At 46.0% G+C, this 26335-nt stretch carries 28 protein-coding genes; 21 read left to right on the top strand and 7 right to left on the bottom strand.

Annotated features, from left to right (window positions below; all coding sequences use genetic code 11):
* Window positions 1-276: 276 nt before the first annotated feature.
* The 6 genes from ACE04G_RS19150 to ACE04G_RS19125 all read left to right on the top strand — a co-directional run bounded on the left by ACE04G_RS19150 (window position 277) and on the right by ACE04G_RS19125 (window position 6302).
* A complete protein-coding gene (locus ACE04G_RS19150; protein WP_221820844.1) occupies window positions 277-1899 on the top strand; it encodes a copper amine oxidase N-terminal domain-containing protein in 1623 nt (540 codons plus the stop codon).
* 190 nt (window positions 1900-2089) lie between these two features.
* Window positions 2090-2539 (top strand): disulfide oxidoreductase, encoded by a 450-nt coding sequence (locus tag ACE04G_RS19145; RefSeq protein WP_124118173.1) that lies wholly within the window; start codon window positions 2090-2092, stop codon window positions 2537-2539.
* Between the two features lie 19 nt (window positions 2540-2558).
* Window positions 2559-3002 carry a FixH family protein gene (locus ACE04G_RS19140; RefSeq protein WP_221820699.1) on the top strand — a complete coding sequence of 148 codons (444 nt, stop codon included), beginning with the start codon at window positions 2559-2561 and terminating at the stop codon, window positions 3000-3002.
* Between the two features lie 170 nt (window positions 3003-3172).
* The gene (locus tag ACE04G_RS19135; protein ID WP_221820701.1) at window positions 3173-4660 is read left to right on the top strand and encodes an alpha/beta hydrolase family protein; all 1488 of its coding nucleotides are present in this window, start codon (window positions 3173-3175) and stop codon (window positions 4658-4660) included.
* A gap of 26 nt (window positions 4661-4686) precedes the next feature.
* On the top strand, window positions 4687-5088 hold the full coding sequence (locus tag ACE04G_RS19130) for a MerR family transcriptional regulator (protein WP_221820703.1): 402 nt from the start codon (window positions 4687-4689) through the stop codon (window positions 5086-5088).
* A 158-nt stretch (window positions 5089-5246) separates the two neighbouring features.
* A complete protein-coding gene (locus ACE04G_RS19125) occupies window positions 5247-6302 on the top strand; it encodes a serine hydrolase domain-containing protein (protein ID WP_221820705.1) in 1056 nt (351 codons plus the stop codon).
* 88 nt (window positions 6303-6390) lie between these two features.
* Here the strand turns inward: ACE04G_RS19125 and ACE04G_RS19120 are convergent, their stop codons facing one another.
* The 4 genes from ACE04G_RS19120 to ACE04G_RS19105 all read right to left on the bottom strand — a co-directional run bounded on the left by ACE04G_RS19120 (window position 6391) and on the right by ACE04G_RS19105 (window position 9729).
* A complete protein-coding gene (locus ACE04G_RS19120) occupies window positions 6391-7068 on the bottom strand; it encodes a succinylglutamate desuccinylase/aspartoacylase family protein (RefSeq protein ID WP_076212848.1) in 678 nt (225 codons plus the stop codon).
* Window positions 7069-7164: 96 nt separating this feature from the next.
* Entirely contained in the window at window positions 7165-8133 is a 969-nt protein-coding gene (locus tag ACE04G_RS19115) for an ABC transporter ATP-binding protein (protein ID WP_221820845.1), read from the bottom strand.
* Between the two features lie 22 nt (window positions 8134-8155).
* Window positions 8156-8956, bottom strand: a complete 801-nt coding sequence (locus ACE04G_RS19110) for an ABC transporter permease (RefSeq protein ID WP_221820707.1) — start codon at window positions 8954-8956, stop codon at window positions 8156-8158.
* Entirely contained in the window at window positions 8953-9729 is a 777-nt protein-coding gene (locus tag ACE04G_RS19105) for an ABC transporter permease (RefSeq protein WP_036606839.1), read from the bottom strand. Before ACE04G_RS19105 ends, ACE04G_RS19110 begins: the two co-directional genes overlap by 4 nt.
* Window positions 9730-10033: 304 nt before the next feature.
* On the opposite strand from ACE04G_RS19105, the gene ACE04G_RS19100 reads away from it, so the two are divergent.
* The 10 genes from ACE04G_RS19100 (at window position 10034) to ACE04G_RS19055 (ending at window position 19084) form a co-directional block, all read left to right on the top strand.
* Window positions 10034-10885, top strand: coding sequence for a DegV family protein (locus ACE04G_RS19100; RefSeq protein ID WP_076212843.1), 852 nt, complete (start codon window positions 10034-10036; stop codon window positions 10883-10885).
* 203 nt (window positions 10886-11088) lie between these two features.
* A complete protein-coding gene (locus ACE04G_RS19095; RefSeq protein ID WP_397376254.1) occupies window positions 11089-11754 on the top strand; it encodes a winged helix-turn-helix domain-containing protein in 666 nt (221 codons plus the stop codon).
* A complete protein-coding gene (locus ACE04G_RS19090) occupies window positions 11751-12683 on the top strand; it encodes a sensor histidine kinase (RefSeq protein WP_221820708.1) in 933 nt (310 codons plus the stop codon). The genes ACE04G_RS19095 and ACE04G_RS19090 overlap by 4 nt, the downstream gene beginning before the upstream one ends.
* 126 nt (window positions 12684-12809) lie before the next feature.
* Window positions 12810-13733: an ABC transporter ATP-binding protein gene (locus tag ACE04G_RS19085; RefSeq protein ID WP_221820711.1), complete on the top strand. Its 924-nt coding sequence runs from the start codon at window positions 12810-12812 to the stop codon at window positions 13731-13733.
* Window positions 13726-14424, top strand: a complete 699-nt coding sequence (locus ACE04G_RS19080) for an ABC transporter permease (RefSeq protein ID WP_339305678.1) — start codon at window positions 13726-13728, stop codon at window positions 14422-14424. The genes ACE04G_RS19085 and ACE04G_RS19080 overlap by 8 nt, the downstream gene beginning before the upstream one ends.
* A gap of 105 nt (window positions 14425-14529) precedes the next feature.
* A complete protein-coding gene (thiD, locus tag ACE04G_RS19075; protein WP_221820716.1) occupies window positions 14530-15342 on the top strand; it encodes a bifunctional hydroxymethylpyrimidine kinase/phosphomethylpyrimidine kinase in 813 nt (270 codons plus the stop codon).
* Between the two features lie 250 nt (window positions 15343-15592).
* Entirely contained in the window at window positions 15593-16273 is a 681-nt protein-coding gene (locus ACE04G_RS19070; RefSeq protein WP_221820719.1) for a response regulator transcription factor, read from the top strand.
* The gene (locus ACE04G_RS19065; protein ID WP_221820720.1) at window positions 16270-18018 is read left to right on the top strand and encodes a sensor histidine kinase; all 1749 of its coding nucleotides are present in this window, start codon (window positions 16270-16272) and stop codon (window positions 18016-18018) included. The genes ACE04G_RS19070 and ACE04G_RS19065 overlap by 4 nt, the downstream gene beginning before the upstream one ends.
* 21 nt (window positions 18019-18039) lie before the next feature.
* On the top strand, window positions 18040-18585 hold the full coding sequence (pssA, locus tag ACE04G_RS19060) for a CDP-diacylglycerol--serine O-phosphatidyltransferase (protein ID WP_221820721.1): 546 nt from the start codon (window positions 18040-18042) through the stop codon (window positions 18583-18585).
* 13 nt (window positions 18586-18598) lie between these two features.
* Complete coding sequence (locus tag ACE04G_RS19055) at window positions 18599-19084, top strand: DedA family protein (protein ID WP_221820722.1); 486 nt, start codon at window positions 18599-18601, stop codon at window positions 19082-19084.
* A gap of 107 nt (window positions 19085-19191) precedes the next feature.
* Here ACE04G_RS19055 and ACE04G_RS19050 read toward each other — a convergent pair whose 3' ends face one another.
* Both ACE04G_RS19050 and ACE04G_RS19045 read right to left on the bottom strand, forming a co-directional pair.
* Complete coding sequence (locus tag ACE04G_RS19050; RefSeq protein ID WP_221820724.1) at window positions 19192-19854, bottom strand: transcriptional regulator; 663 nt, start codon at window positions 19852-19854, stop codon at window positions 19192-19194.
* Between the two features lie 157 nt (window positions 19855-20011).
* Window positions 20012-21202 (bottom strand): cation:proton antiporter, encoded by a 1191-nt coding sequence (locus tag ACE04G_RS19045; protein WP_221820726.1) that lies wholly within the window; start codon window positions 21200-21202, stop codon window positions 20012-20014.
* 376 nt (window positions 21203-21578) lie between these two features.
* On the opposite strand from ACE04G_RS19045, the gene ACE04G_RS19040 reads away from it, so the two are divergent.
* The 5 genes from ACE04G_RS19040 (at window position 21579) to ACE04G_RS19020 (ending at window position 24814) form a co-directional block, all read left to right on the top strand.
* Window positions 21579-22151, top strand: coding sequence for a DUF420 domain-containing protein (locus tag ACE04G_RS19040; protein WP_017692198.1), 573 nt, complete (start codon window positions 21579-21581; stop codon window positions 22149-22151).
* A gap of 73 nt (window positions 22152-22224) precedes the next feature.
* The gene (gene gpmA / locus ACE04G_RS19035; RefSeq protein ID WP_221820727.1) at window positions 22225-22968 is read left to right on the top strand and encodes a 2,3-diphosphoglycerate-dependent phosphoglycerate mutase; all 744 of its coding nucleotides are present in this window, start codon (window positions 22225-22227) and stop codon (window positions 22966-22968) included.
* Between the two features lie 173 nt (window positions 22969-23141).
* Entirely contained in the window at window positions 23142-23315 is a 174-nt protein-coding gene (locus tag ACE04G_RS19030; protein ID WP_179088546.1) for a hypothetical protein, read from the top strand.
* A 178-nt stretch (window positions 23316-23493) separates the two neighbouring features.
* Window positions 23494-24402 (top strand): aldo/keto reductase, encoded by a 909-nt coding sequence (locus ACE04G_RS19025; protein ID WP_221820730.1) that lies wholly within the window; start codon window positions 23494-23496, stop codon window positions 24400-24402.
* 85 nt (window positions 24403-24487) lie between these two features.
* Entirely contained in the window at window positions 24488-24814 is a 327-nt protein-coding gene (locus ACE04G_RS19020; protein WP_017692202.1) for a thioredoxin family protein, read from the top strand.
* A 666-nt stretch (window positions 24815-25480) separates the two neighbouring features.
* Here ACE04G_RS19020 and bacA read toward each other — a convergent pair.
* Entirely contained in the window at window positions 25481-26323 is an 843-nt protein-coding gene (bacA, locus tag ACE04G_RS19015; RefSeq protein ID WP_339185456.1) for an undecaprenyl-diphosphate phosphatase, read from the bottom strand.
* Between the last annotated feature and the right edge of the window lie 12 nt (window positions 26324-26335).

Genomic DNA, 26335 nt, shown 5'->3' with positions numbered 1-26335 from the left:
ATGTAAGCTTTAGTTGAGAAATAAAGGAAAACGAAGTATCTATATTACAGTATGTATGTGATCTTGGATCGGAAAGATCACTACAATTTTATATTTTTTTAATTCAAAAAAACCTTGATACAACAGGCATTCGCAGCTTTCTTTACTGAAGGCTGTGAATTTTTTTTGCCCACAGAGTGATCCAGAAGAGAGAACCCTGCGTTACACCCTATGAAGACGACGACGAGGAAAGAAATTATACACAAAACATAATCGAGGAGTGAACACGTAATGAAAATGAAGATGAAGAAGTTTATCGCACCTGTACTTAGCTTAACACTGTTGATGCCGGGGATCGCTGGAGCAGCTTCCGCACCACAAACACCAATGACCATGATGAAAGCATCCGTGAACACACCGGCGGCTGACCTGAGAGCGAACCTGGATCACCTGCTGTCCGAGCACTTTGCACTCGCAGTAACCGCAATGGCCAAAGCATATGACGGAGCAAAAGACGCAGACGCAGCCTACAAAGCACTCGACCAGAATGCACTGGATATGCAACCGGCAATCGCCTCCCTATATGGTGACGCAGGTGCCAAAGAATTCGAACGCATCTTCCGCTCTCATAACAAATATACAGATGATCTGGTGAAAGCAACCAAAATGGGCAACCAGGCTGGAATCAAACAAGCACAGGCAAACATCAACGGTTTCGTGGATGAGTTCTCCACATTCCTGAGCACAGCAACCGAAGGCAAATTGCCAAAAGCAGCAGCCAAACAGGCGTTGAAAGTACATGAAGATCTCGTGCAAAAAGTATTTGATGAGTATGTAGCTGGAGATTACGCTGATGCATACAAGGCTTACCGTGAAGGTTTCAAAGAAATGTTCGACGTAAGTAAAGCACTCTCCACAGCAATTACGACACAAATGCCTGAGAAATTCGAAAATACCAAAGCGGATACAAAAGCAGCTGATCTGAGATCTGCACTCAACCACTTGGCTTCCGAGCACTTTGCACTTTCGGCTCTGCAAATGCAAGAGGAATTTGATGGACGTACAGCAGCTTCCAACGCACTGATTACAGCTGAAGCTGGAAACACAGCTGACTTCAAAGCAGCGATTGCTTCCGTTTACGGTAACGATGGTGCCAATGCTTTCGAGAAAATTTGGGTAACGAACCATGTTAATGCACAAAGCGATTATGTAAAAGCTGTTAAAAACAACGATGCTGCGGCTCGAGCGGCAGTAGAGAAACGTATTGATGGATTTACAACAGAATTCGCTACATTCCTGGATTCAGCAACAGCTGGCAATCTGCCAAAAGCAGCAGGACAACAAGCGCTGACAACACATGAAAATCAAGTGCAAAACGTATTGAATCAATATGCAGCAGGTAACTATGATGCTTCTTACACAACAAATCGTGAAGGTTTCAAAGTGATGTTTGGTGTAGGTCAAGCCCTTGGTAATGCCATCGTGACTCAATTCAACGACAAATTCCAAGAGCCAGCAACACCTGCACCAGCGCCAGAAATGACAACGGTGTGGATGCAACTGAACAGCAAAATGCTGAAAATTAACGACAAAACAACCAACATGGATACTACACCAGTGCTTTGGAAAAACACAACCTACATTCCATTGCGTTTCCTGAGTGAAGGTATTGGTGCAACGGTTAAATGGGACAAAAAAGCACAACAAGTAACGGTAATGGCTGGCGATGATACTCTTGAATTCTGGGTGAACAACAACGTTATGGAAGTAAACGGCGTGAAGAAAAATGTGGGTGCTACTGTATTTGTAAACAAAGATGGACGTACGCAAGTACCTCTGCGCTTCATTGCTGAACTTCTGAACTGGGACGTGAAATGGGCACAAAAAGATGGTTCCATTACGCTGACTAAATCGATGTAATCCAACGTTTTATATATGAATCAAACAAAAGGGCTGCCCCATACGGCAGCTTTTTTGTATTCACCCAAAAGTTCAAATATTTGGTATAATTATCGAGAGTAATGACCTACATAACAGCTTGAATAGCCGATGGAGTCTAGAATGATGTATGATAATTTGGTATAAGCAAAATGAAGAGGGGGACAGAGGAATGAGTACATCATCAAAATCGGAGCGTCCAGCGAGAAATGTGGATACCCGGTTATTTGTTGCTTGGGCCGTTTCCGTTATTGCAACAGGGGGGAGTCTCTATTTCAGTGAGATTAAGGGATATCTTCCATGTGATCTATGCTGGTACCAGCGTATATTCATGTATCCACTAACCATCTTGCTGGGCATTGCCTACTTCAAGGATGACGTGGGCATCACCAAATACGTACTCCCACTTAGTTTCGTCGGTGGCGGCATTTCGTTGTATCATGTAACGATCCAGCGTATTTTTTCGGCTACAGGTAATGCCGTCGCGTGCGGTAAGGTTCCATGTTATACCGACTATTTGAACTGGTTTGGTTTCATCACGATTCCATTACTGGCACTGATCGCCTTTATTATCATCATCGTGATGCTGTGGGGCATCGGCAAAACACCAAAATCTTCTTAATAAGAAAGGATAGATGGTGATGAGCGGACAAGCTCGGTGGTTCATGCCCTTCATTATTCTGCTCCTCCTGACGGTGGGATGCTCTTATGAGGAACAGTCACAATCGGGCGAGATGCCAGAGATGATCAAAGTGAAACTTATGATTCCGGATAAGGTATCTGCCAAGGAAGAAGTCGCTTTGCAGATCAAGCTGACACAGGGAGAACAGCCTGTAAATGATGCGGATCATGTACAGTTTCAGGTATGGAATGAGCAGGATGAGCCTGAAGCCCCTTCATTCGATCAAGGAATGATGAGTGCCGAAGAACTTGAATCTCGGGGAGCGACGAAAGCTGTATCTATAGGCGATGGTATATATGAAGTAAAACATGCATTTCAGGAATCCGGAGTGTATGTCGTTCAGGCGCATGTAACCTCAGGAGCGATGCATACCATGCCTAGAACAAAGGTAACCGTGGAGTAATCGTTGTAGTTCACCCGATGAATATACCGTGCAAGCTCTTCCAAGCCGGTATGGCATATTTACCGGGTGTTTCAGTGTGTCTACGATTTTTCGTCATATATTCAGCCTTGACCTTGAAGTATACTTCAAGGTTTATTCTTTTTTTATCAAGAAATATTGGAGGCTGAATAATGAGAATTTTAGAATGGGTTTTAGTATTGGTAACCGTAGCTGCTACGGTACTCATGCTAGTGTTTCCGAAGCGCCGGGCAATAACAGTGGGCATACTCACAGCTCTGGTTCTGTCAGTACTTCTGCATGGCTTGATCAATTCATTTCGCGTGCAGATGATACCAACCTATATCGTTACACTTGTATTATTCATTACGTTAATCATTCAACTCATGAAATCATACCGCGGTGATCGTTATGTTCAGAGCGTGCGGAGACCCAACCGTCTTTCAAGAATAAAGATGACGCTGATATCGATTCTGGTTCCGGCCTTCAGTGCAGGTTCAATCATTCTGACCTGGCTGTTACCTGCTTTTACGATGCCTGAACCAACCGGTACCTTTGCCATTGGCACGTTCTCTCAACACCTGGTGGATGAATCTCGTGAAGAGACCAAAACACCCGAGGCCGGAGACAAGCGTGAACTTATGATTAATGTGTGGTACCCGGTAGATCAGAAGGCCGCCCAAGGGTTGCCGCTGGAGCATTACCCTAGTGAACTGGGAGAAGCGATCAGTCTGGTGTTTGGCATTCCGTCTCAGGTGTTCAGTTATCTGGATACCATTCCAACACATGTGGCGCAAGGAGCTGAGATGTCCGCCGACCAAAGCAAGTATCCGGTTTTGCTATTCTCGCCGGGTATCCGCTCAGCCCGTTTTCAGAGCATGACGATGATTGAGGAGCTGGTTAGCCACGGTTACATTGTCGTGGGGATAGATCACCCTTATACGTCAGCACAAGTGACATTTCCCGATGGACGTGCAGTTTCCTATCAGGCTGATCCTGAATTTGCAACGTCAGCGGAATTATATCAATATAATGTAGAAGGCATAGGCATACGTGCAGATGATGCAAGCTTTGTTCTCAATACGCTTACTCAGTGGAATTCACATGATCCGAATCAACTGCTGCAAGGCAAGCTTGATCTCGATCACGTCGGCATCATGGGTCACTCTTATGGTGGAGCTACGACAGCGGAAGCCTTGGCACAAGATGACCGTTTCAAAGCAGGACTTAGCCTGGAAGGCGGTTTCTGGGGTAAAGTATCCACAACAGACTTGAAACAGCCGTTTATGTATATCATGTCGGGTGGGACAGCCAAAAGTCTGGACCCGGACGCCACTGCCAAGGATAAAGTATTTTATCCCGAGTTTGAGCCTGATTTGGATCGGGTGATGTCAAACAGTCTTAATGATACCTATTATCTGACAGTGGAGAATTTATTTCATCAAAGCTTTACGGATATTTCGTTAATTTCACCAAAAATGTTTGCCAGAGGCATGACGCCAGAACATAATGTGGATATAACAAGATCCTATGCGCTGGCATTCTTTGACCGTTATCTGAAAGGGGAAGAGCAGCCAGTGCTGCAAGAATCTTCAGTGCAATTTCCCGAGGCCACCTATGATGCCACATATACTAAGATACGCAACGAAGAAACACAATAAATCTGCAGAAGAATGGAGGCGTAGGCATGGAAACCATGACAAGAGGAGAGCTGGCTAAGCGTACCGGTGTAAGTATGGCAACCCTCCGTTATTACGAAGATAGTGGAATTCTGCCTGCTCCCCGTCGTTCCTCCAACGGATATCGGGTGTATACCGAGGATTATCTGGTCAAAATTAAGTTCATTAAGGATGCCCAGTTGCTGGGTTACTCCTTAAAGGAGATACAAGAGACCCTGCAACTGCTCAGCCAGGAAGACATGGAAAAGGATACGTTAAAAACCCTTGTACGCGAACGCATCGCTGACATTCAGACACATATTGACCATCTGGAACAGATGCAGATTCATCTGGCACGACTGTTGCATACACCGGAGGACGATATCGATAATTATATTCAATCGTTCAGGGTGCAGAAGAAAGAGCCGTAATCGCGGCTCTTTTCCTGTTTAAGAGAAAACAGGCGTGGACTATTGAGCAGGGAATCGGAGATTTAGAAAGAATACATAGTGTAGTTTGCCAATACATAATGGTGGTTAACGTGGTTTCAATAATGAAATTCACACCAACAAAAGGAGTAACATTTTCTATGAGGGATTTACAAGGTTTTGTATCCGATTACATCAAAGGAAAGAAACATCTGCATCTTGAGATTGGCGTTATTACAAAGGAAGATATCGAATATCATTCATTGGGCAATCCCAAAAAGAAGAGCGTTGCTACTGCTGAACATAGGTTGTTCGAAATCGGCTCTGTCACCAAACTTTTTACATCTATCCTTCTATTAGAATTGGAACGTCAACAGCAGCTTTCCACGGATGACACGGTTGGCAGGTACATACACAATGGTAAAAACGATTATTTGAATAAGGTTACCTTAAAAAGTCTTGCGACGCATACCTCTGGATTACCTAGACTTGCCACAAATCTCAACCCCACGAAAAACCGATTGAATCCGTATTCAGATTATACCGAGGATGATTTACTTGCTTTTTTAGCGGATGCTGACTTTACGGATCAGATGGGTTCATTTGAGTATTCTAATACCGGCGTGGGCTTACTGGGTTATATCCTATGTAAAGTATCAGGAAGTACATATGAAGATCTGCTGAAAAAATATATCACAGGTCCATTAAACATGACGGAGACAGCTGTTATGCTGAATGCAGAACAGAATGACAGATTTGTGGATGGACATACGTCAACGGGGAAAAAAGTCCCTCACTGGGATCTTAGTGTACATGCAGGGGCTGGGGCGATCAAGTCATCGGTTCACGATATGAGTTTATTTGTTCAGGCCAACCTTAATGATGATCATCCGATAGCCTCTGCAATACAAAAAAGTCATGTTCCTATAATGATTGGAGACTCGGACTTATATTTAGGATGGCATAAGGAGAAGCTGTTAGATCAGAATATTCTCTGGCATAACGGTGGCACATTTGGTTTCTCCAGTTATTTGGCTATAAATAAGGAACAGAGTATAGGGGTCGTATTATTGTCCAATTATTGTTTTGGATCAGCCTCTATTGTGGATGAGTATCTGGATACGATATTCAAGTTTATAACTAAAAAAGACCTTTATCCACTCATGCCGCTAGACCCTGTGGGTAATAAAATACTGGAAGCCATGATGCAGAGATAAAAAAACACCTCGAACAGAGAACACCTGGGGATGTACTTCGGGCGCTTTCTGTTCGAGGTTTCTTTTAGTTCTATCTTAATCGTCTTGATCATGACATACCCGCTTCACGCAGAAAATGGTGCACAATCTTCGTCTGATACTTGATACGGGTTGAGCGTTTCAGACTCCAACAGGTCTCCACCGTGACGGAACGGGCTTGTAATAGTCTTGAAGCCGCTGTACGGGCAGATCCCGGCAATTCATGCTGTTTGAGGTTAAAATGACGATTACGAATGGCAATCGACCGATTCATCCGTTCGATAACTCTTCTGCAAGCTGGAATTGTCCGACTGCCGGGATTGGTGATCAACGTCTGTCCAAGCACTCGTGAACTCAGTTGAGACAGGCCGTTGGCTTCATGCAGATCAAGCCACCAGTCGGCCCGATGTTCACGCGCCAGCTGAAAAACTGCCGCAGCGAGCGGATGCTTGGCCTTGCCTGACATACGACGTGGAAACGTACGATTCAAATCTGGCTTGCCTCTGATTTTCTTAGCGTAGGCTTGCTGGTTCACGCGTGGCACGATAATTAACAGCCCTCGCTGAATGGCGTGACGACCTGTCGCAATATCATCTGCGAGTTTTTGCGCAGCGGCCATACTCGCCGTTTCATTCCCGTGAACCCCGGATGTAATGAACATCACGGGTCCCGGCATCATGCCACGTACGATGAAGTAGGGAGTAGCGTGTGCGCTGGATGCTGCAAGGACATGTTTGGTTACAAGCATGACACTTCACCTCCGTTATTACAGTACGCCATGTCCCTCTTTCATGTAACGGCGTAAGAACAGGTCTTCATCCTATTTCCTCACAAAATGGGCCGACTAATACACCCGATGAATGATATCTTCGAAATCCGGTTCTTTCATCTCTACATCTTCGATCTGACCCCAGTGCTCCAACTGTTTCAGAATGTCCATTGTGCTCCATTCCTTCCGGTTCACTTCGACGGTGACAATCTGTCCTTCCACTCCAGTAATATGTATCGCGGACGACACAACATCCGGGATATGAAACGCTCCCCGGAATGTTACCCGAATCAGCGTAGGTAGTCCGATGGTTTCGCGAAGTGACGAGATCGTGCCGTCATATGTTAGTTGACCATGGTTAATTACCATGACCCGGCTGCATAACTGTTCAATGTCGTCCATGTCATGGGTGGTCAGCAAAATCGTTTTGCCAAACGTTTCATTTAGTGTACGTAGAAATTGACGAATATTCCGCTTTGCGTTCACATCCAGTCCAATTGTTGGTTCATCGAGAAAAAGCAGTTCGGGATCATGCAGCATGGAAGCTGCGAGATCTGCACGCATGCGTTGTCCAAGCGAGAGCTTGCGGACAGGCGTGGCCCAGAACGATTCAAGGTCCAGCAGCTCAGCGAACTGGGACAGCCGTCTCTTTTTGTCCTCGGCACGGACGCCGTACATCTCGGCCAGAATATCATATGAATCTTTCACAGGCAGATCCCACCAGAGCTGACTGCGCTGTCCAAACACAACGCCCAGTCGACCAACGGTTCTGCGTCTGTCTTGATGCGGGTTCATACCACCAAGTCGTACCTCACCCGAGGTTGGGTGAAGGATACCTGTCAGCATTTTGATCGTGGTAGACTTGCCAGCTCCGTTCGGACCGATGTAGCCCACAAATTCCCCTGGGCCGATATCAAAACTGATATCGCGTACCGCTTCCTTGAACACATATTCACGTGAAAATAACGTACGTAGACCGGAGAAACGTCCTTCGCGAATAACAGGAGTTTTGAATTCCTTTTGCAGATGCCTTGCTGTGATCATGTTCATGATTCGTACCGCCTCCTTAGCTACCTGTACTTTGATATTTGGTCATGCCGAATTGCCAGAAACGCAGACTTGCAGCCAAGCTCAGTGCGGCAACCGCCGCAACAGCAACAAGAATCCACGCTCCTCCTTCACCCCGTAGCAGGTAAAGTGATGGAATGTAGTTGACGAATCCTACCGGAATGACCGTTAGCAGAATGCCAGACATCCATTTGGGATATAACGTTAGCGGATATTGGGCAGCCGTTCGTGCTGCATCTTCAGTGATCGTCTGTAATTCCTCAATACGTGTGGTCCAGAATCCGAGTGTGGCGGTAGCAAGTCCGATGGAAAACAGAATGACTGCACCCGTCAGGATAATGAAAAGGGAGAAGGGAATGGCTATCCAGCCAATCTGTCCGCTATGCATCATGCCTGCCATTGACCAGCAGAGAATGAATCCGCCTTGCAGGACTTCCCCAGCCATGATGCGGAAGTTTTGCGGCAGCAGTGCGAGCAATACGGGCATGGGACGAGTTAACAGTTGGTCAAGCTCGCCATTAACCAGATATTTTTCCAGATGGTGAACCTCATTGCCGAATGTGCGATACAGTGTTTTGGATAACGTCATGATGGCAAAGAGATAACCGATCTCATGGAGGGACCAGCCTTTAATTGCTCCGAATTTGTGCAGCACGAGAGCAACCATCAGAAACTCGGAGATTTGAATTAAAGCGGCGAGTACGGATGCCATGATGAAATTAAACTTGTATTGCATCCGGCTGCGGATGCTTGTTCGAATGAGCATTTTATATAAATTGAACCAGGAAGTCCGTTTCATCCGCCCTGCACCTCCACTTTACGACGTAACACTTGAGTGATCGCAAGACAGATCAACGTCATGAAGACACACCAAAGCAAGGTTCCCCATAACAAGGAGCCATCTTCGAAACCAAGATAGATCCGGGTTGGTACATAGAGCAGGAAAGGGTAGGGTGATATCCAGGCAAGTTGTTCAAGCCAGTTCGGTAGCCACTCCAGCGGAATGAAAAAACCAGCCAGCAGATTCATCATCGCGTGATTGCCCCAGTGAAGCCAGGAGGACTCCGTGGTCCACATCGACGTGGCACCAATGATGTAGTTCATGCAGATGGATAGGTATGCAGCGCCGGCTAGACCAAGTGCGGCATAGAATAGTGTTGAAACGTCTGAGGGCCAATGCAGGGAAAAGACAATGGAGAAGAGCAGGTAGATCGGAATGCTTTTGTACACAAACTGGTAGGCAATCTGCCCCCATTCGCGTGCCATCAGGTGGGTGAATAGATGAACAGGCCTCATCAGATCCAGTGCGATCTGCCCTGTCCTGACGGATAAGGGAATACCCAATCCGTTCGTGAGAAAACCCGAGATCCAGAGAGAGGATTGCGTGAACGCAATGTAACTGATCATCCCCTGTGTCCCGTATTCTCCGAGAGTATGGTCGGCCCCGATGCCGATCCAGAGACAGGCATACATGTAACCAAACATGGCGCTTGCCAAGTTATGTACCATGTGTGCCCCGCGGTATTGCAGATTCCGGGAGTAGGCTTTGGAAGCCAGAGTGAAATAAAGCATGTGACACCTCCGATAAGTGGATTGAACGGCGTTTCCGTTCACTTCAGTCAAGGCGAAAAAGAGAGAAGGACAACAGCATACCAATTTATTCCTTCACAGGCAAGACATTTTTTTAGCTAATAATGGTATTAACAGGGGTGTTCATGATTGCGCCACAAGACAACGGTCTGTCCGTTCCTTTATAATTGAGAGGTAATATCGCAAACGTTTACAATGTGAAATATTCAAATTTTAAATAAACCGCCGGGCTTGTTCTTGACGATTAGGATACAGAATGAACAATCCGGCAAGAGAGAAGGATGTCATGAAGAAAATTGCATGGGTCACCGATAGTACCAGTACACTGGATCCCGTTTTTGCGGAGCAAAATCATATCTATATCGTACCGCTGCGCATCGTATTTGGAGAGGAATGTTACCGGGAGACCGATGACATTACATCTGAAATGTTCTATGAGAAACTTGCGGAGGCTTCACGTGCGAGCAGTTCGCAGCCACCTATTGGCGAATTCATTGAACTGTATGAGTCGCTCAAAGACAAGTACGATGAGATTATTACGATTCATTGCTCTACAGAGCTTAGCGGAACGCTGCATACGTCCATGCAGGCTGCAGAGATTGCAGGAGTGACGGTGACCGCAATTGATTCAAAAGCAGGTGCCTATCCTCACCGTGAGATGATTATGCAAGGACTGGAATGGCAGAAGCAGGGATGTTCAGCTGCCGAGATCAAAGTAAACATTGAACAGATGATTGATAACATGTCCTTTTACCTCATACCTGCCAGTCTTCAGCATCTTCATCGCAGTGGACGGGTGTCGGGTACACAGCTGATCATCAGTCAACTGCTCAAGATCCATCTGCTGCTTCGATTTGAAGAGGGCAAAGTGGTTGTGAATGAGAAGATCCGCACGTTCAAGCGGACAAAAGAGCGCATGCTCGATATGCTCAAGCTGGATATGGAGAAAGTAAAGCATGTGTGCATTATGCATGCCAACAATCAGGAAGAAGCTGTTACAATCAAAAAACAGATTGCAGCTCTGCTGCCTAGATTAAAGACCGAAATCATGCCGTTTATCCCTGTGGTAAGTATCCATGCAGGTGCAGGAACCATTGGACTGTGCTGGATACACAGCGAGAACGGATACAGAGATTAGACGCACAGCATTCATCTATAGACTCTCATAGACCTGGCAGGAAACACACTTGATGTCAAAGTGTTGATCCTGTCAGGTTTTTTCGTATGTCATTGCCAATTCAAACAAACTGTGAGGTAATAAAGAAAACTGTTCTTGTTGGAGGGAAACATGTGTTAAGTCACCGCTTGTTGCTTGTTGAAGATGATCGTTCAATTAGTGAGATGGTCGGGCCATACTTGGAAAAAGAGGGCTACGACGTCACTTATGCATATGACGGCTTAGAGGCAGAACGTCAGTTCAGCCAGTCACAGCCCGGGTATGATCTGGTTATTCTGGATCTGATGCTGCCCCTCAAAAATGGGATGGATGTGCTGCAAACCATTCGGGCAGCCAGTCTGGTACCTGTGCTCATTCTGTCTGCAAAGGATGGGGAGGTGGACAAAGCGTTAGGCCTGGGCTTCGGCGCAGATGATTACTTGAGCAAACCGTTCTCATTAATCGAACTGACTGCCCGCATCAAAGCTGCGATTCGCCGCGCCAATTATACGACTCCGTCTGTGGCTGAAGTGGCTACAGATCAGCGTATTCACATAGGAGGACTCGTAGTTGACATGGAGACGTACGAGGTGGAGCGTGATGGTACACCCGTCAAGCTGACATCCAAGGAATTTGGAATTCTGAAGCTGTTGGTTACCCATCCTGGCAAAGTGTTCACCAAGGCACAGATCTACGCTTCCGTCTGGAACGATCATTATTATGGAGACGAAAATATCATTAACGTACATATGCGTCGTCTGCGTGAGAAACTGGAGGCAGATCCTTCGGCTCCCCAGTATATCAAGACACTCTGGGGCATCGGGTATAAGCTGGAGGCGGAGCAGGGATGACACTGATTTTTGCCATCACGACGGGTATTCTGGCCATTGCCTTCATTGTATTGTGGTTGAAATTCCGGAAAAGAAACCAACACCTGTCCTATATTCATCAGAAAATATCCGCAATTCTGGACCAAGGCACCTTTGAGCGCTTGCTCGTATTCAATAGTGATGATCAAGTCAGTGAGCTTCTGAAAGACATGAACCAGCTGCTGGATCATGCGCACCGCGCCAAAGCAGGGTATGCGAACCAGGAGAAGGAGATGCGTAATATGCTCTCCAACATTTCGCATGATCTGAAAACGCCACTCACGGTAGTGCTGGGTTATAGTGAGACCTTGCTGCACAGCCCATCATTGACCGATCAGGAACGGAAGATGATGACGGAGAAAATACAGGATAAGGCGCAGGAAGTGCTGCGTTTGATCCATTCCTTTTTTGATCTGGCGAAGCTGGAATCTGGAGATACGGAACTGGTGCTTAGTCGAGTGAATATCAGCGAATTATGCCGGTTGAAGATGCTTTCCTTTTATGAAATGTTGACGAATCTTGGGTTGCACGTGGAGCTGGAGATACCTGATGGGGATATCTTCGTGCAAGCGAATGAAGAAGCATTGGACCGTGTGCTGGATAATCTCATCACCAATGGAATGAAATACGGGGCAGAGGGTAAGGTACTGGGGCTTTCACTGGATCATTCGATAGGTGGACCTGTGACGGTACAGATCTGGGACCAGGGAAAAGGGATTCCGGAGAGCGAGCATAGTCGTGTGTTTGAACGCATGTATACACTGGAGGATTCCCGCAATCGACTCTATCAAGGCAGCGGCCTGGGTCTGACCATTACGAAACGGCTAATTGAGCGGATGGGTGGAAGTATTCACTTGCATAGTGTGCCACATCAACGGACTGTATTTTCGGTTAATTTAAAGGCTCGGTAGACCCTGCGTTGGCGTGTCCGGTCAGACTTAAGGTTTTTGTAAGATTTGATTAATAAAAAAGAAGACTTTTCTCTTTACAATATAGATATAGGAACCCGGACAGGGGACGTAAAGGAGAACAAGACGATGAATTATATCGCAAGAACAATAGATGTGACGAAAGTATATGAAGGGGTGGAGGTTGTATCCAACGTCAATATGAATATTAAGCAAGGTGAGATCTATGGATTCCTCGGTCCGAATGGTGCAGGTAAAACAACCATCATGAAGATGCTCACCAATCTCGTCAAACCAACCACAGGAGAGATTGAACTGTTTGGGGAGAAGCTTACGCCGACCTCCTATGAAGTGCTGAAGCGAATGGGCAGTATTATTGAATATCCTTTTTTCTACGATAGGTTGTCTGCTCGCGAGAATCTGGAGCTTCACTGTGAATACATGGGATTCTACAACAAAAAGATCATCGACAACACGATGGAAATGGTAGGGCTGAAGGATACGGGCAAGAAACCGATCAAAGACTTCTCCTTGGGCATGAAGCAAAGGCTGGGATTGGCTCGTGCACTCATAACCACACCTGAACTGCTCATTCTGGATGAACCGATTAATGGATTGGATCCGGTAGGGATCCGGGAAATGCGAGATTTGTTCAAGCGACTTAGTAATGAGTATCGGATCACCCTGTTGGTCTCCAGTCACATTCTTGGTGAGATAGAGCAGATTGCGGACACGGTTGGTGTCATTCGCGGCGGTCGTTTGGTGGAAGAGGTATCGATGGAGAGCATTCGTGGAAGTCAAAATGAGTACATCGAGTTACAGGCAGTAGATATCCGCAAAGCGACCTATGTCATTGAACATCAGCTTGGTTTGAGTAATTATAAACTGGTTGATGACCAAACGTTACGCATCTATGATCCGGGAATTATTCCATCGGAATTAACCACCAAGCTGATTCAGCATGGTATTGAGATCGAATCGATATCCAAACGGGCTCATTCCCTGGAAGAACACTTCATGAAGCTTGTGAAAGGGGATGAAGACGTTGCTTAAACTCATCAGACTTGAGATGCGGAAGCACCGCTTTGCACGTAATTTTGCAGGTGCAGGTATTGCCAGTTTAGCCATTCTTCTTTTCCTGATCATGATTGGATTCGTGGATGTGGGAGCAGAAGATTATGCCTATGCCGATTACCAGACCGCCTTTATGATTATCGATACATTTGTGAGAGCGACCTTTATCATATTTGCCGGAGCTTTAATATCCAAGCTGGTGATCAGTGAGTATAGAAATAAAACGATGAACGTCATGTTCACCTATCCCATCCAGCGTCATAAAATCATTGCTGCAAAATTGATTATCGTGTTTGGTTTTACATTTGTGATGATTATGGTTACCGATCTGTTGATGGGTTCACTGTTGTTGATTGTTAATCATTTCTACTCCTTCATTCCCGGATCATTGACAAATCAGGATATATTGGGACTTCTGGTGAAGTACAGTATGAGTTCTCTATCGGCTGCATGTATGGCACTCATTCCCCTATTCTTCGGTATGCGTAAGCATTCTGTTACCACTACGATGGTCTCGTCCATTTTGCTGGTTTTGATTGTCTGCTCTGGCTTCAACGGGTCGGAAGTTTCCATTCATTCGCTTATTATTATCCCTCTGACCCTTGGAGCAGTAGGGATATGGATTGCTTCAATGTCCATGGTTCGTCTGGAGACAAAAGATGTGAACTGAAACATTCGGAAAACCATGCTCTGTATGGCTTCAGATGCCATTGACATCCGCTCGTACAAGGGATAGGATAATGTCAACTGAGACACGAAGGAGAATGCAACTACCATGACGATTCCAAAAACATTAACAATAGCTGGTTCGGACACGAGCGGCGGTGCAGGTATTCAAGCTGATTTGAAAACTTTTCAGGAGCTGGGTGTGTATGGCATGACCGTACTGACTACGGTTGTGGCAATGGAGCCCGAAACATGGGATCACCAGGTCTTTCCTGTTGATTTAAATGTAGTTGAAGCGCAGCTTCGCACTGTTCTGGACGGTATCGGTTTCGATGCCATGAAGACAGGTATGCTCGGTTCTGTAGATATTATTGAACTGGTAGCAAAACATATTCGCCGCAGCGGTCTGCCACAGATCGTTATCGATCCGGTAATGGTTTGCAAAGGTACAGACGAAGTGCTGCAACCGGAAAATACGGAAGCGATGATCGAATTCCTGTTGCCAGGTGCTGATCTGGTTACCCCTAATCTGTTCGAAGCATCCCAACTGGCGAAGAGTGGACCGATTCGCTCCAAGGAACAGATGGAAGCAGCGGCAGCAGCAATTCATGCCCATGGCTCGAAACATGTCCTGATCAAGGACAGAGGTGTCATTAGCCCTGGTAAAGCAATGGATCTACTCTATGATGGAACCAACTACGAATGGTTTGAAGCCGATGTTGTCGGCTCCGGATATACGCATGGTGCGGGCTGCACGACGTCTGCGGCGATTACCGCTGGATTGGCTCGTGGTCTTTCAGTGAAAGAGGCTGTTCGTGAAGGTAAAGCCTTTGTGACCAAAGCGATTGCTGGCGGATTCCCGCTGAACCGTTTTGTTGGTCCGACACTGCATGTGGCACACCGTCTGGAGCAACAACGCTAAGTGTTACCAGGGAGCGCGCAGTAGCGCATCAATTCTGGATAACACACTTCGATTTCATTCAAGTAGCTGTCAATGAGCAGGAACTTGCTCGTTGATGGCTTCTTTTTCATGCGAATTTTTATAAAAATTAGTAACTTTTGGCTTATATTAATCGTATATATCATGGGAGCATTCCAAAACATGTATGGACACATGAACGACACATGGAATAGGTATGTTAACATCAGAAATCTAAAAAGGAGAGTCGGCCATGATCAGAACAGTGCTTCTGGTGGAAGATGAAAGCCGCATTCGTGAGATTGTGGCCGATTATTTCATAAAAGAACAATGGAACGTCATAGAAGCAGAACATGGAGTACAGGCACTGGAACTGTTGGCTCTGCATGAGGTGGATCTGGTTATTCTGGATGTTTTGATGCCTGAAATGGATGGATGGACGTTATGTGGGCATATTCGATCCCAATCCACCGTACCTATTATCATGCTGACTGCACGGTCCGAGGATGACGATAAAATTCATGGATTTCAGCTGGGCGTAGACGATTACGTTACCAAGCCGTTTAGTCCACGTGTGCTGGTTGCACGTGCAGAGACATTAATGAAGCGTGTTGAAGGTGCAATTGGACGAGAGCAGGGTGTGATTCGCTTCGGACAGGTAACCCTTGATCCATGGGCCAGACGCCTGGAGAAGGACGGAATTGAAGTGGAACTTGCACCAAAGGAATATGATCTGTTGCTTTATTTGGTACGTAATGCAGGCATTGTGTTGTCCCGGGATGCCATTTTGAATCGGATCTGGGGATTTGATTTTGAAGGTGACTCACGTGTTGTGGATACTCACATCAAGAAGTTGCGCAGCAAATTGGGTGATGAAGCCAAGTGTATCCGGACGGTGATTGGCACTGGATATCGTTTCGAGGCAGAAGCATGAGAAGAAATGGCGTAACGATGAAGCTTTTCCTGGTCATGGCAGGATGTCTGGTTCTTCTATATGGTACGACGGTTTTTGCCCAGTTGGTCTGGTTCCCCGACTTCTATCAGCATCAAAAGGTCAGCAGTATGAAGAAAAAGCTGTCCAAGTTCGAACAGCAATATTCCAATGGACATTGGAGTGATTTACAGCTAGCCAAGGAGACCGGGAAATTCATGCGTCAGAATCAGTCACATCTGGTCATTCTGACGAATACCGGAAGACTGGTTAATGACCCGTTCCACATTACGTTGCTTCAGGAAGATGGAAGTCACGTGAAGGTGTCCTTGTCCTTGTTTATCAATAGTGAGAATGCTGGCTGGATTACATCCCATCTGAAATATGGGCAAGAACTGACGGTGAGAGGTCCGGCCAGCGAGTCCATGGTCTATCCATTCAAAATCCAGGATGCCACTTCTGCCGCATGGGGAACAGAAAGCTTTCAGGAATCAATTGAACCGGTAAAGGAATGGTCTGGCGTATTGACTGAGGTAGTTCTTCCCAATCTGGCAACGTGGAGTCAGAGGCAGGGCCTGCTGGTGCAAGCACTGGATAGCCGGTTCCCTTTGTCCACCGAAGACCAACTGGCCTTGGCGAATGGCAAAATGCTCAATGAAGAGTGGATGGATAGCTGGAGCGGTGTTCGCAATGTCATCACCATTGCTCCAGCGCATCGTTCCGGACCCGAGCAACAACTGATCTTCTCGCTCACCTCTCTACAGGAGATGAGGGAAGCGAATGAGGCAACCCGTTTGTTCTATGCGTATTTCGGCATAGGGGCATTTATATTGATTCTGTTGCTGGCGTTACTCCTGTCCCGAATTGTAACGAAGCCGCTCTTGGCCTTGAACCATGTCGCCAAGAAGATGTCTACGCTGGATTTTACGGTGAAATCACCCATCCGGCGTAATGATGAAATCGGCAGTCTGTCTAATAGCCTCAATGCCTTGTCGGGAACTTTGGGTCAGACACTGGAAGAACTGAGGCAGGCCAACACGCAGATGCGTACAGATATGGAAATGAAACAGGAGATTGAACAGCGTCAGCGCAAGTTTTTTGCCGATGCATCACATGAACTTAAGACGCCAATCAGCATTATTAAGGGATATTCTGAAGGGCTGAAGGATGGCGTGAGTGAGAGCAAACGGGAGCGTTACATTGAGATCATTGCCGATGAGGCGATCAAAATGGAAACGATGGTTGAAGAGATGCTGGATCTGGTGCGACTGGAATCCTCAGCGGTTCAATTGAATACGGATGCTGTTGCACTTGCTGACATGATTGAAGATATCGCCGGCCGTCTGGGTCCGCAACTGAAGGACAAAGGATTGGATGTGGTGCTTGTATCCACAACAGAACAGACGGTTGAGGGTGACCGAAGCAAGCTGGAGCAAGTTATTTTCAATATCATGATGAATGCTATACGTCATGCGATACCACATACCGATATAACTATTGAGATTAGCAGGCGTGAAGGTTTTGTCCATATTTCCATTGAGAACAAGGGCGAGCAGATAGCTGAAGCTGAGCGGCAGTATATATGGGAGAGGTTCTATCGGGTAGAGCGCTCACGTAATCGTAAAATGGGGGGGACCGGGCTTGGTCTGGCCATTGCGAAGCAGATTCTTGATCTGCATGGGTGCAGTTATGGAGTGGAGAATACACCGGATGGAGTCCGTTTTTATATTATTTTTCCTAAAGCCTAGTACGAAAGGGAGTCAAATCTTATGAAGTCTTTACCATCGATTTTAACCTTGGGGAATCTGAGTTCAGGCATGTTGGCAGTTATTATGGCTATTCATGGTGAATTTGCCCTGGCTGTGATGATGATATGGGTAGCGATGTTCTTTGATCTGTTTGACGGGTATGCGGCTCGTAAATTGCATTGTGAGGGTGAGTTCGGCAAGTCCCTGGACTCACTTGCGGATGTAGTTTCATTCGGAACAGCACCCGTGCTGATTCTGTACCTGAATTCCATGCTTGAAGTGAGTGTGCTGGGGATGGCCCTGACTGCATTGTTTCCGGTTTGTGGTGCTTTGCGTCTGGCCCGTTATAACTGTCAGAAGACAGGAAGCAGTGGTTTTGTAGGGATGCCGATTACATTTGCCGGAGGTCTGATGTCCTTTTTCGCACTCTGGAGTCCTTATTTCACACAGGGTGTAGCCTATCTTGTCATTATTGTATTATCCGGTCTCATGGTGAGCCAAATCCGATTCCCGTCTCTAAAACAAGTGTTAGCCTCACATGAGAAGGATATTGTGGAACCGAAATAAGGAGCGAGTCAGTATGGAATTTGCAAAAGAATTTATTGGTCAATATGGTTATTTCGCAATATACGGACTACTGGCTCTTGGCGTTATTGGCATGCCGATTCCGGATGAGGTGATGATGACTTTTGTCGGATATCTCGCCTCCATCTCGGTATTGAATTACTCCGTATCCATCGCCGTCAGTTTCGGTGGGGCATTTACCGGCGGATTGCTCAGCTACATGATCGGCAAGAAGGCGGGCAGGCCGCTGGTTGAAAAATACGGCAAGTGGGTCGGCGTCAATGCCAAACGATTCAGCAGGGTGGAGTCGTGGTTTCTCAAATATGGATATTGGTCCATCATCCTGGGTTACTTCATTCCAGGCATTCGTCATCTGATGTGTTGTTTCTCCGGAATTAGCAAGATGGCCATCGGCAGGTACGTCCTCGTATCGGGCATTGGTGCTTTTGTATGGTGTGTTGCCTTTATCTCCATTGGTTTTTATGTCGGTGTACTAACTTAAAATGGGACAGCCTGTTGCAACAACAGGCAAAGATCGAAGACCTCTTGAGTGTAAGGTGGTCTTTTTTTGTTTTTCTATATATGGTAGGAGACCTCATTCTAAGTAATTTAATCGACTACAAGCAACTTACCCTTGGAGCTGTAAACTAGCCCGCAAGCTATTTCAAGTAATACTTGTTGATCAATCAGGCTGTGAAGAACTCTTCGAGCATGCTGATCCGTGATTCGCAGGTGTGTTGCTAGTTCCGAGGGGGCGAATGGACGGATGATGCGTCTGGCATAACGAACAGCCTCGGCTTCTAGCCAATTTAAGGATGTCGGAACGTCCGTAGCAATGAATTTTCCCATAAAAGACAGCACAAGCTGCTGGCACCGTTTCGGTTCATCCTTAATGGAGATATAAGTGATCGGCAGAAAAATCCAATCATCCAGCGTTAGCAGACAATTCCGCCAGCATAAATCTTTAAAACGCCGTACATCCAGATCACGGGCATGTGGCCCGTATCCTTGGATTTCAATACCTGCCTTAACGCCGTTACCTGGCATGTATGCAAGATCCAGATATCGATAGCCGTTATGAAAGTCTCGAACTTCCCATTCGGGTTGCAAATGGTTAAAGTTTTTCATCAACGGAAACCAGACTGAACGCAAAAATTCCAATGTGCCATGTTCAAGTCCATTTTCCAGTCTGGACAGCACTCTAGGGTTCGTTTCTTCCTCCAAAAGGGAGTGCATCCAGACTTCGTAAGCCTCATCAAAATCAATGCTCATCGTCTTCATCTCCTCTAAAAATAAAATAAAACGAACGTGAACAGGGCTTCAGGTTGTCATGTGAAAATACAAAAAGCCGCTCCGACCATTTCCAACCTTCGCGTTGAAGGGAAAATGGATCAAAGCGGACTGTTAAGTTTTGAACGGTGACATGCCCTTAACCACTTAAATGAGATTCTTCAATTCCTCGTTCGACTTGTTTTTCCCCTTTTTTGCGTGCAAAGGTGATTTTGAGGAGTGGTGGAGTAACCAGTGTAGTCACAATGACCATGATCACAACGCTCGTGAAGTATTCCGGATCAAGTAATCCGGAAGCAAGTCCCGTTGAAGCGATAATGAGAGCAACTTCACCTCTTGATATCATTCCTGAACCAATGGCCAGTGAAGATGTCATATTAAATCCGGTCAGTCGTGCACCAGCTCCACCACCGACAAGTTTGGTAATAATAGCGATAAGACTGATAACAACAATAAACCAAATTTGTGAACCCACACCATCAAAGGTGACATTTAAGCCAATACTTACAAAGAACACTGGAACAAAAATTCCGTAGGCGATCGGTTCCAGTTTGGTTTCGACTTCATGTTTGAAGTTGGTTTGGGAGATGGCGATACCCGCGGCAAATGCTCCAATGATTCCAGCAACACCCATCCACTCTGCAAAGTACGAGAAGCCAAAACAAATAATTAATCCCGCAGTAATGACGGTCTCGGTTACTTTCAGTGGTGCCATCCACTTCATGATGCGTGGAACAAGGAACCAGCTGGCAGCGATGATGATCACAAAGAACAACAGCTTTTTACCAATAAGCAAGGAGATCGAAGTGTCTCCTCCACCAGTACCCAGCAAGCTCATCATAACGGCAAGAATGACAACGACCAGAACATCATCAACGACAGCTGCTCCAAGGATTGTTGTACCCTCACGAGAGCTGAGTTGATCCATGTCTTTCAGTGTCTGAACCGAAATGCTGACGGAAGTGGCACAGAATAAAAGTCCAAAGAACAGCGCGTGTGTCTGTGACATACCAAAGGCCATGGCGGAACCGTATCCTCCGATAAAAGGCAAAATAATACCGCCGACTGCTACGGCAAAGGCCGCCTTCCAGTTTTTCTTTAATTGCTCCAGATCGGTTTCAAGTCCGGCAATGAACATTAACAGCAATACCCCGATCTCAGCCATATAATGCACAAAATCACTTTGCTGAACCCAACCGAGAATTGCAGGCCCGAGGACGACACCCACAATCAGCTTTCCTAAAACCGATGGTTGACCCAATCTTACGGATAGATCACCAGCAAGTTTGGTAAAGATTAAAATAAGTGCAAGAACCAAAATAAATTCCATAGGTTTACTCCCCTCCAGTAGTAGCGTCTATAGGTTAACCAGCCCAAGGGCGATCCATTCTCAGCTTAAAAAAGACAAAAAGGCACAGAAAGGCATTAGGAAAAGTGCCGTTCTGTGCCTGAAAAAGACAAAGAGGGGCCCTTGGTGACAGGCTCCTCCAGTTTCAACGCGTATGTGATTAATTGCATTAATTATACCACAAATATGGACTTGGGTAAATGGGAGCTGGTTTGGATTTGATTGAAAATAGCCGTAAAGGGGCATTTTATCATGTAGTACTAAGGTTTTTGTTCAGAGTGTTGTCACTTAACAGCCCGGAATTGCCGAGATATAATGATATAGAACATAGAAGTTAGGATATGAGGAGGATTTTGCATTGGGCAAAAATAACAAAGGGGAGCCGAACATTCCATCCCCGACGAGTAATAAAAATTTCGCAGGCATCATTATCACCATTTCCATTCTCGCTAATGTCATTATTTTATTATTGTTCTTCGCACCATCGATTGGTTACAAAGGTGATGTAACCTTTGATATTACGGTGTTGCCGCGGTTTAATGCCGTGTTTAACAGCTTTACCTTCATCTTCCTGCTCGCAGCGCTTATTGCTATTATCAAGCGGAATGTGAAGCTGCACAAACGATTTATTCTTGCTGCATTCTCAACGACACTGTTATTCCTTGTGACCTATCTGACGTTCCATTACCTCTCACCAGAGACGTCCAAATACGGCGGCGAGGGCATCATTCGTTCGATCTATTTCTTCATTCTGATTACCCATAGTATACTGGCAGCCCTGATTGTTCCATTGGCATTGTTCACACTTGTCTGGGGTTGGACGAATCAATTGAAAAAACACCGCAAAATCGCACGTTGGACGATGCCAATCTGGCTGTACGTCAGTTCTACAGGTGTTGTGGTATATCTCATGATGGCACCATATTATTAATGTAATGAACGTTTCACTGTGCTAATTAGTTTGACCTGCGGGTAATGTTTCCATGGAAGGAGGGTTCACGTTTATGTACAGAGTTGTTTTGATTCGCCATGGACAGAGCATGTGGAATGTAGAGAATCGTTTTACCGGATGGACAGATGTGGATCTGACGACGGATGGTTACGGAGAAGCTCGCAAAGCAGGGAAGATCATGAAGGAACAGGGATTTGATTTTGATTACGCCTATGCATCCGTGCTGAAACGTTCTATCCGAACACTCGATATTGCGCTGGATGAAATGGACCTCATGTGGATTCCCATTACGAAGACTTGGAAGCTGAATGAACGCCATTATGGTGCGCTGCAAGGACTGAACAAACAGCAGACGGCTCTGAAGTATGGGGAAGACCAAGTAAAGGAATGGAGACGATCCGTGAACGTATCTCCCCCGGCACTGGACGAAACGGATGACCGTTATGTGCAGGATCTGGACAAGTACAAGCGGCTCGGATGTACCATTCCTTTTACGGAGAACCTGATGGATACTTCGAAGCGTGTACTGGACTACTGGAATGCGGAGATTAAACCGATGGTGTCTGCTGGCAAAAGGGTGCTGATCTCTGCGCATGGGAACACGCTCCGTTCACTCGTCATGCATCTGGACCAATTGTCCGAAGCAGACGTGATGGCGCTCAATATCCCGACAGGCATTCCGCTTGTCTACGAATTGGATGAAAATCTGCATCCCATCGGACACTTTTATCTGACCGCCGATGGTTCTACCTACAAACATGAAGAGATGACCCATGTGGCAACGCCATCTGATTAAACGGGTGTGTGAACGTTTATGCCTCAACAGAGCAAGTGAAGATGACCGCTGAATTTTAATTCAGCGGTCATCTTTTTTTCTGCGATCAAGCTTGCACTTCGTTTCGTTTTGCTCCCACAGGGTAATTGTCAAACAAGACACGATGTACATTTATCCTGAAGGAGGAGAAGCACATGTCTAAAAGAAGAGGAATTATCATGACGGCTATCGGCGCAGGTGTGACTTATCTGATGAGGAACAAACAAGCAAGAGATAAGTTGTTTAGCACTGTCTCGGGTATGATGAAAAACTCCAATTCGTCGTCCAATGGAACAAGTAAAACTAGACCACGCGTGGAAGTGAAATAGATTGCGATAGTTCGTTTATCGTTGAATTAAAATGATGATCATGAGAAACCTGGAGATGAAGTCGTTCCAGGTTTTTTTGTGCAATCAAAAGCAGTCCATTGCTTTTGTGTGTAAAGCGATTTTTGTCAGCAAGAATGATACAATGGATACTTGCAGAACGTATGAAGGGAGATGCAATATGAAGAAAAATCGTCTGGGTACATCCGAACTGATGGTGTCTGAGATTGGGCTGGGATGTATGTCACTTGGAACTGAAATGGAGCATGCTATGGGCCTGATTCATGAGGCTCTGGATCATGGAGTCAATCTGCTGGATACTGCTGATCTGTACGACGCAGGGCGTAATGAGGAAATTGTAGGACAAGCTATTAAAGGGCGTCGGGACCAAGTCATTGTGGCGACCAAAGTAGGTAATCGTCGTATGCCGGGCAAAGAGGGCTGGTCATGGGACCCGTCCAAAGCCTACATTAAGCAGGCTGTACATGAAAGTCTGAAGCGTCTGCAGACCGATTACATCGATCTGTATCAGCTGCATGGCGGGACCTTGGACGACCCCATCGAAGAGACGATTGAAGCGTTTGAGGAACTGAAGAAGGAAGGACTTATCCGATATTACGGAATTTCCTCCATTCGTCCCAATGTGATTCGGGAGTATGTAAAGAGGGCATCCATCGTCAGTGTGATGAACCAGTACAGCATTGCTGACCGCAGAGCGGAAGAAGAAGTGCTGCCTTTATTGGAACAAAAGGGGATCAGTGTAATTGCCCGTGGGCCCGTAGCTAGCGGTGTGCTAGCCGATTCTGGATCTGCCAAGGCAGACAAAGGTTATCTGGACTACACACCAGAGCAACTATATACCATTCGGCAAGGGCTAAGTCGTCTTGTTACGGATCAACGGAGCATGGCTCAGACGGCTATTCGCTACGCATTATCCCATCCTGCCGTAGCAGCTGTTGTCCCTGGTGCCAGTTCAAGAGAACAGTTGCTGCACAATATGGCTGCTTCGAATTCGCCTGCACTCACCGCTGCGGAAATTCAGGAAATACGAGAGCTTAGTCCCGCTAATCTGTACAAGCAGCATCGTTAACTCGGTACAGCCTATTTTCAATTGTAACTATACAAGGTACAATGAAGATCAGCCAAAAAAGGAACATAAAAGGGAGAGAAGACATATGGAAAGAATTCAAAGTGAACAGCAGTATTTGGATACAATCAACTCTGATGGTTTTACCGTCATTAAATTTGATACAACCTGGTGTCCGGATTGCAAAAACCTGGATCGTTTTATCGGGGATGTTATCGACCAACATACGGACAAAACCTTCTATGCCCTGGATGCAGAGAAGTTCCAGCCTTTTGCCGAAGAGAATGGTGTACGCGGGATTCCAAGCCTGCTCGTCTTCCAGAACGGCAAGAAAATCGCACATCTGCATAGCAAATGGGCTAAAACACCTGCTCAAATCTCCGAGTATCTGGAGACGCTTGAATCCAAAGTTTAAGCGAACGAAGGCTCAGCAGTTTGTTTAATTAACTTAGCTAAGGAAACCTCTTCTTGTCACGCGACAGGAAGGGTTTTTCTGCTTCATTCCAGCACGCATGATGTGTATTCAAATCTGCATTCGAAGTGGAGAAACAACGCTTGTTTAGAATTTGTTCAGTGCTCCCATGTATACTGTGAGAACAAACTGAATATTTGGAGTGAACAAGACCCATATGAAGAATGAAATTTTTGAGGAAATGCACCAATTAAGTCACAATGACGACCGGAGATATCGATTGTTGATGATTGGAGTAAAACAACTGCTGCAGGAACAAAAGGAGAATAGATATAATCTGCGTGAGAGATTAAAGAGTCGAAAGAAACACCGGAACATTCAAGTAAAAGAGTGGTACTAGCCAGCCTGCATTTCAGAAGTGAACATAAATATGGATGTCCATAATACATAGTAAACCTAGTCGGCATCACCCATGATCCAATCCGGCAGAGAAGGAAGTAATGAAGGGTCAAACTTCTTCTAATTACAGATATTCCTGTCTCTGAAGCCGTTACAGAATCGTGAAGCAACAGAAACGTAGCTCAGAATATAAAATATGGCGGCCTCACTTCCCAAGGGAAAGTGAGGCCGCCATTGATTTTGCCGTTCTATTTACTTGAGTTGTAATGCTTACATCAAAATAATAAAGAACACGGCTGCCAAGACAAAGCGATATACAGCAAAGACGGTCAGGCTCAATTTTTTCAAAATGGACAGGAACGTCTTGATCGCAAGCATGGCGACGATGAAAGCAGCGATGAATCCAATCGCAAAGATTGGGAAATCACTGCTGTTCAGGTGATCGATACTTTTGTAAAGGTCATATCCCGTAGCACCAATCATAATTGGTACAGACACGAGGAATGTGAACTCCGCAGCGGCTACACGGCTTACCCCTGCAATGAGACCGCCTGAGATCGTTGACCCGGAACGGGAGAAGCCTGGCCACAATGCCAAGATCTGAAATATACCCACCGTGAATGCCTGTTTGTAAGAGATATCGTCAACATCATGGGTTGTAATTCGTTCACTCTTACGGCTCCAGCGTTCGGCCACGATCATCAATATACCACCTATAACGAGGCTGTACAGCACTGTTTCCGGACCAAACAAATGTGCTTTGATCCAGTCGCGGAATACAAGTCCGATGACTACGGCAGGAACCATCGCCAGGAAGATATGTCCCAGATTGAGGCGGCGGGAGTAAGGTCTGCTCCCTCCAGTGAAGCGGAACATATCAATGAATTTGTTCCAGTACAGTACTACAACAGCAAGTACAGCTCCGAGTTGAACAACCACCTCAAACGTTTTGACTGACTCGTTGTCCTCTGATAAACCGAGCAAATGGGCAGTCAGGATCATGTGTCCAGTGGAGGATACGGGCAAAAATTCTGTCAAACCTTCGATGATGCCCATAATAATGGATGATATAATATCCAATTCTCTTCCTCCTTGAAATGCAGGTGACAGCATAGGCTGTCCTGC

It is taken from the genome of Paenibacillus sp. AGC31 (assembly GCF_057334655.1).
The sequence above is the reverse complement of the archived record's forward strand: the minus strand, read 5'-3'. Positions and strand labels throughout refer to the sequence as shown.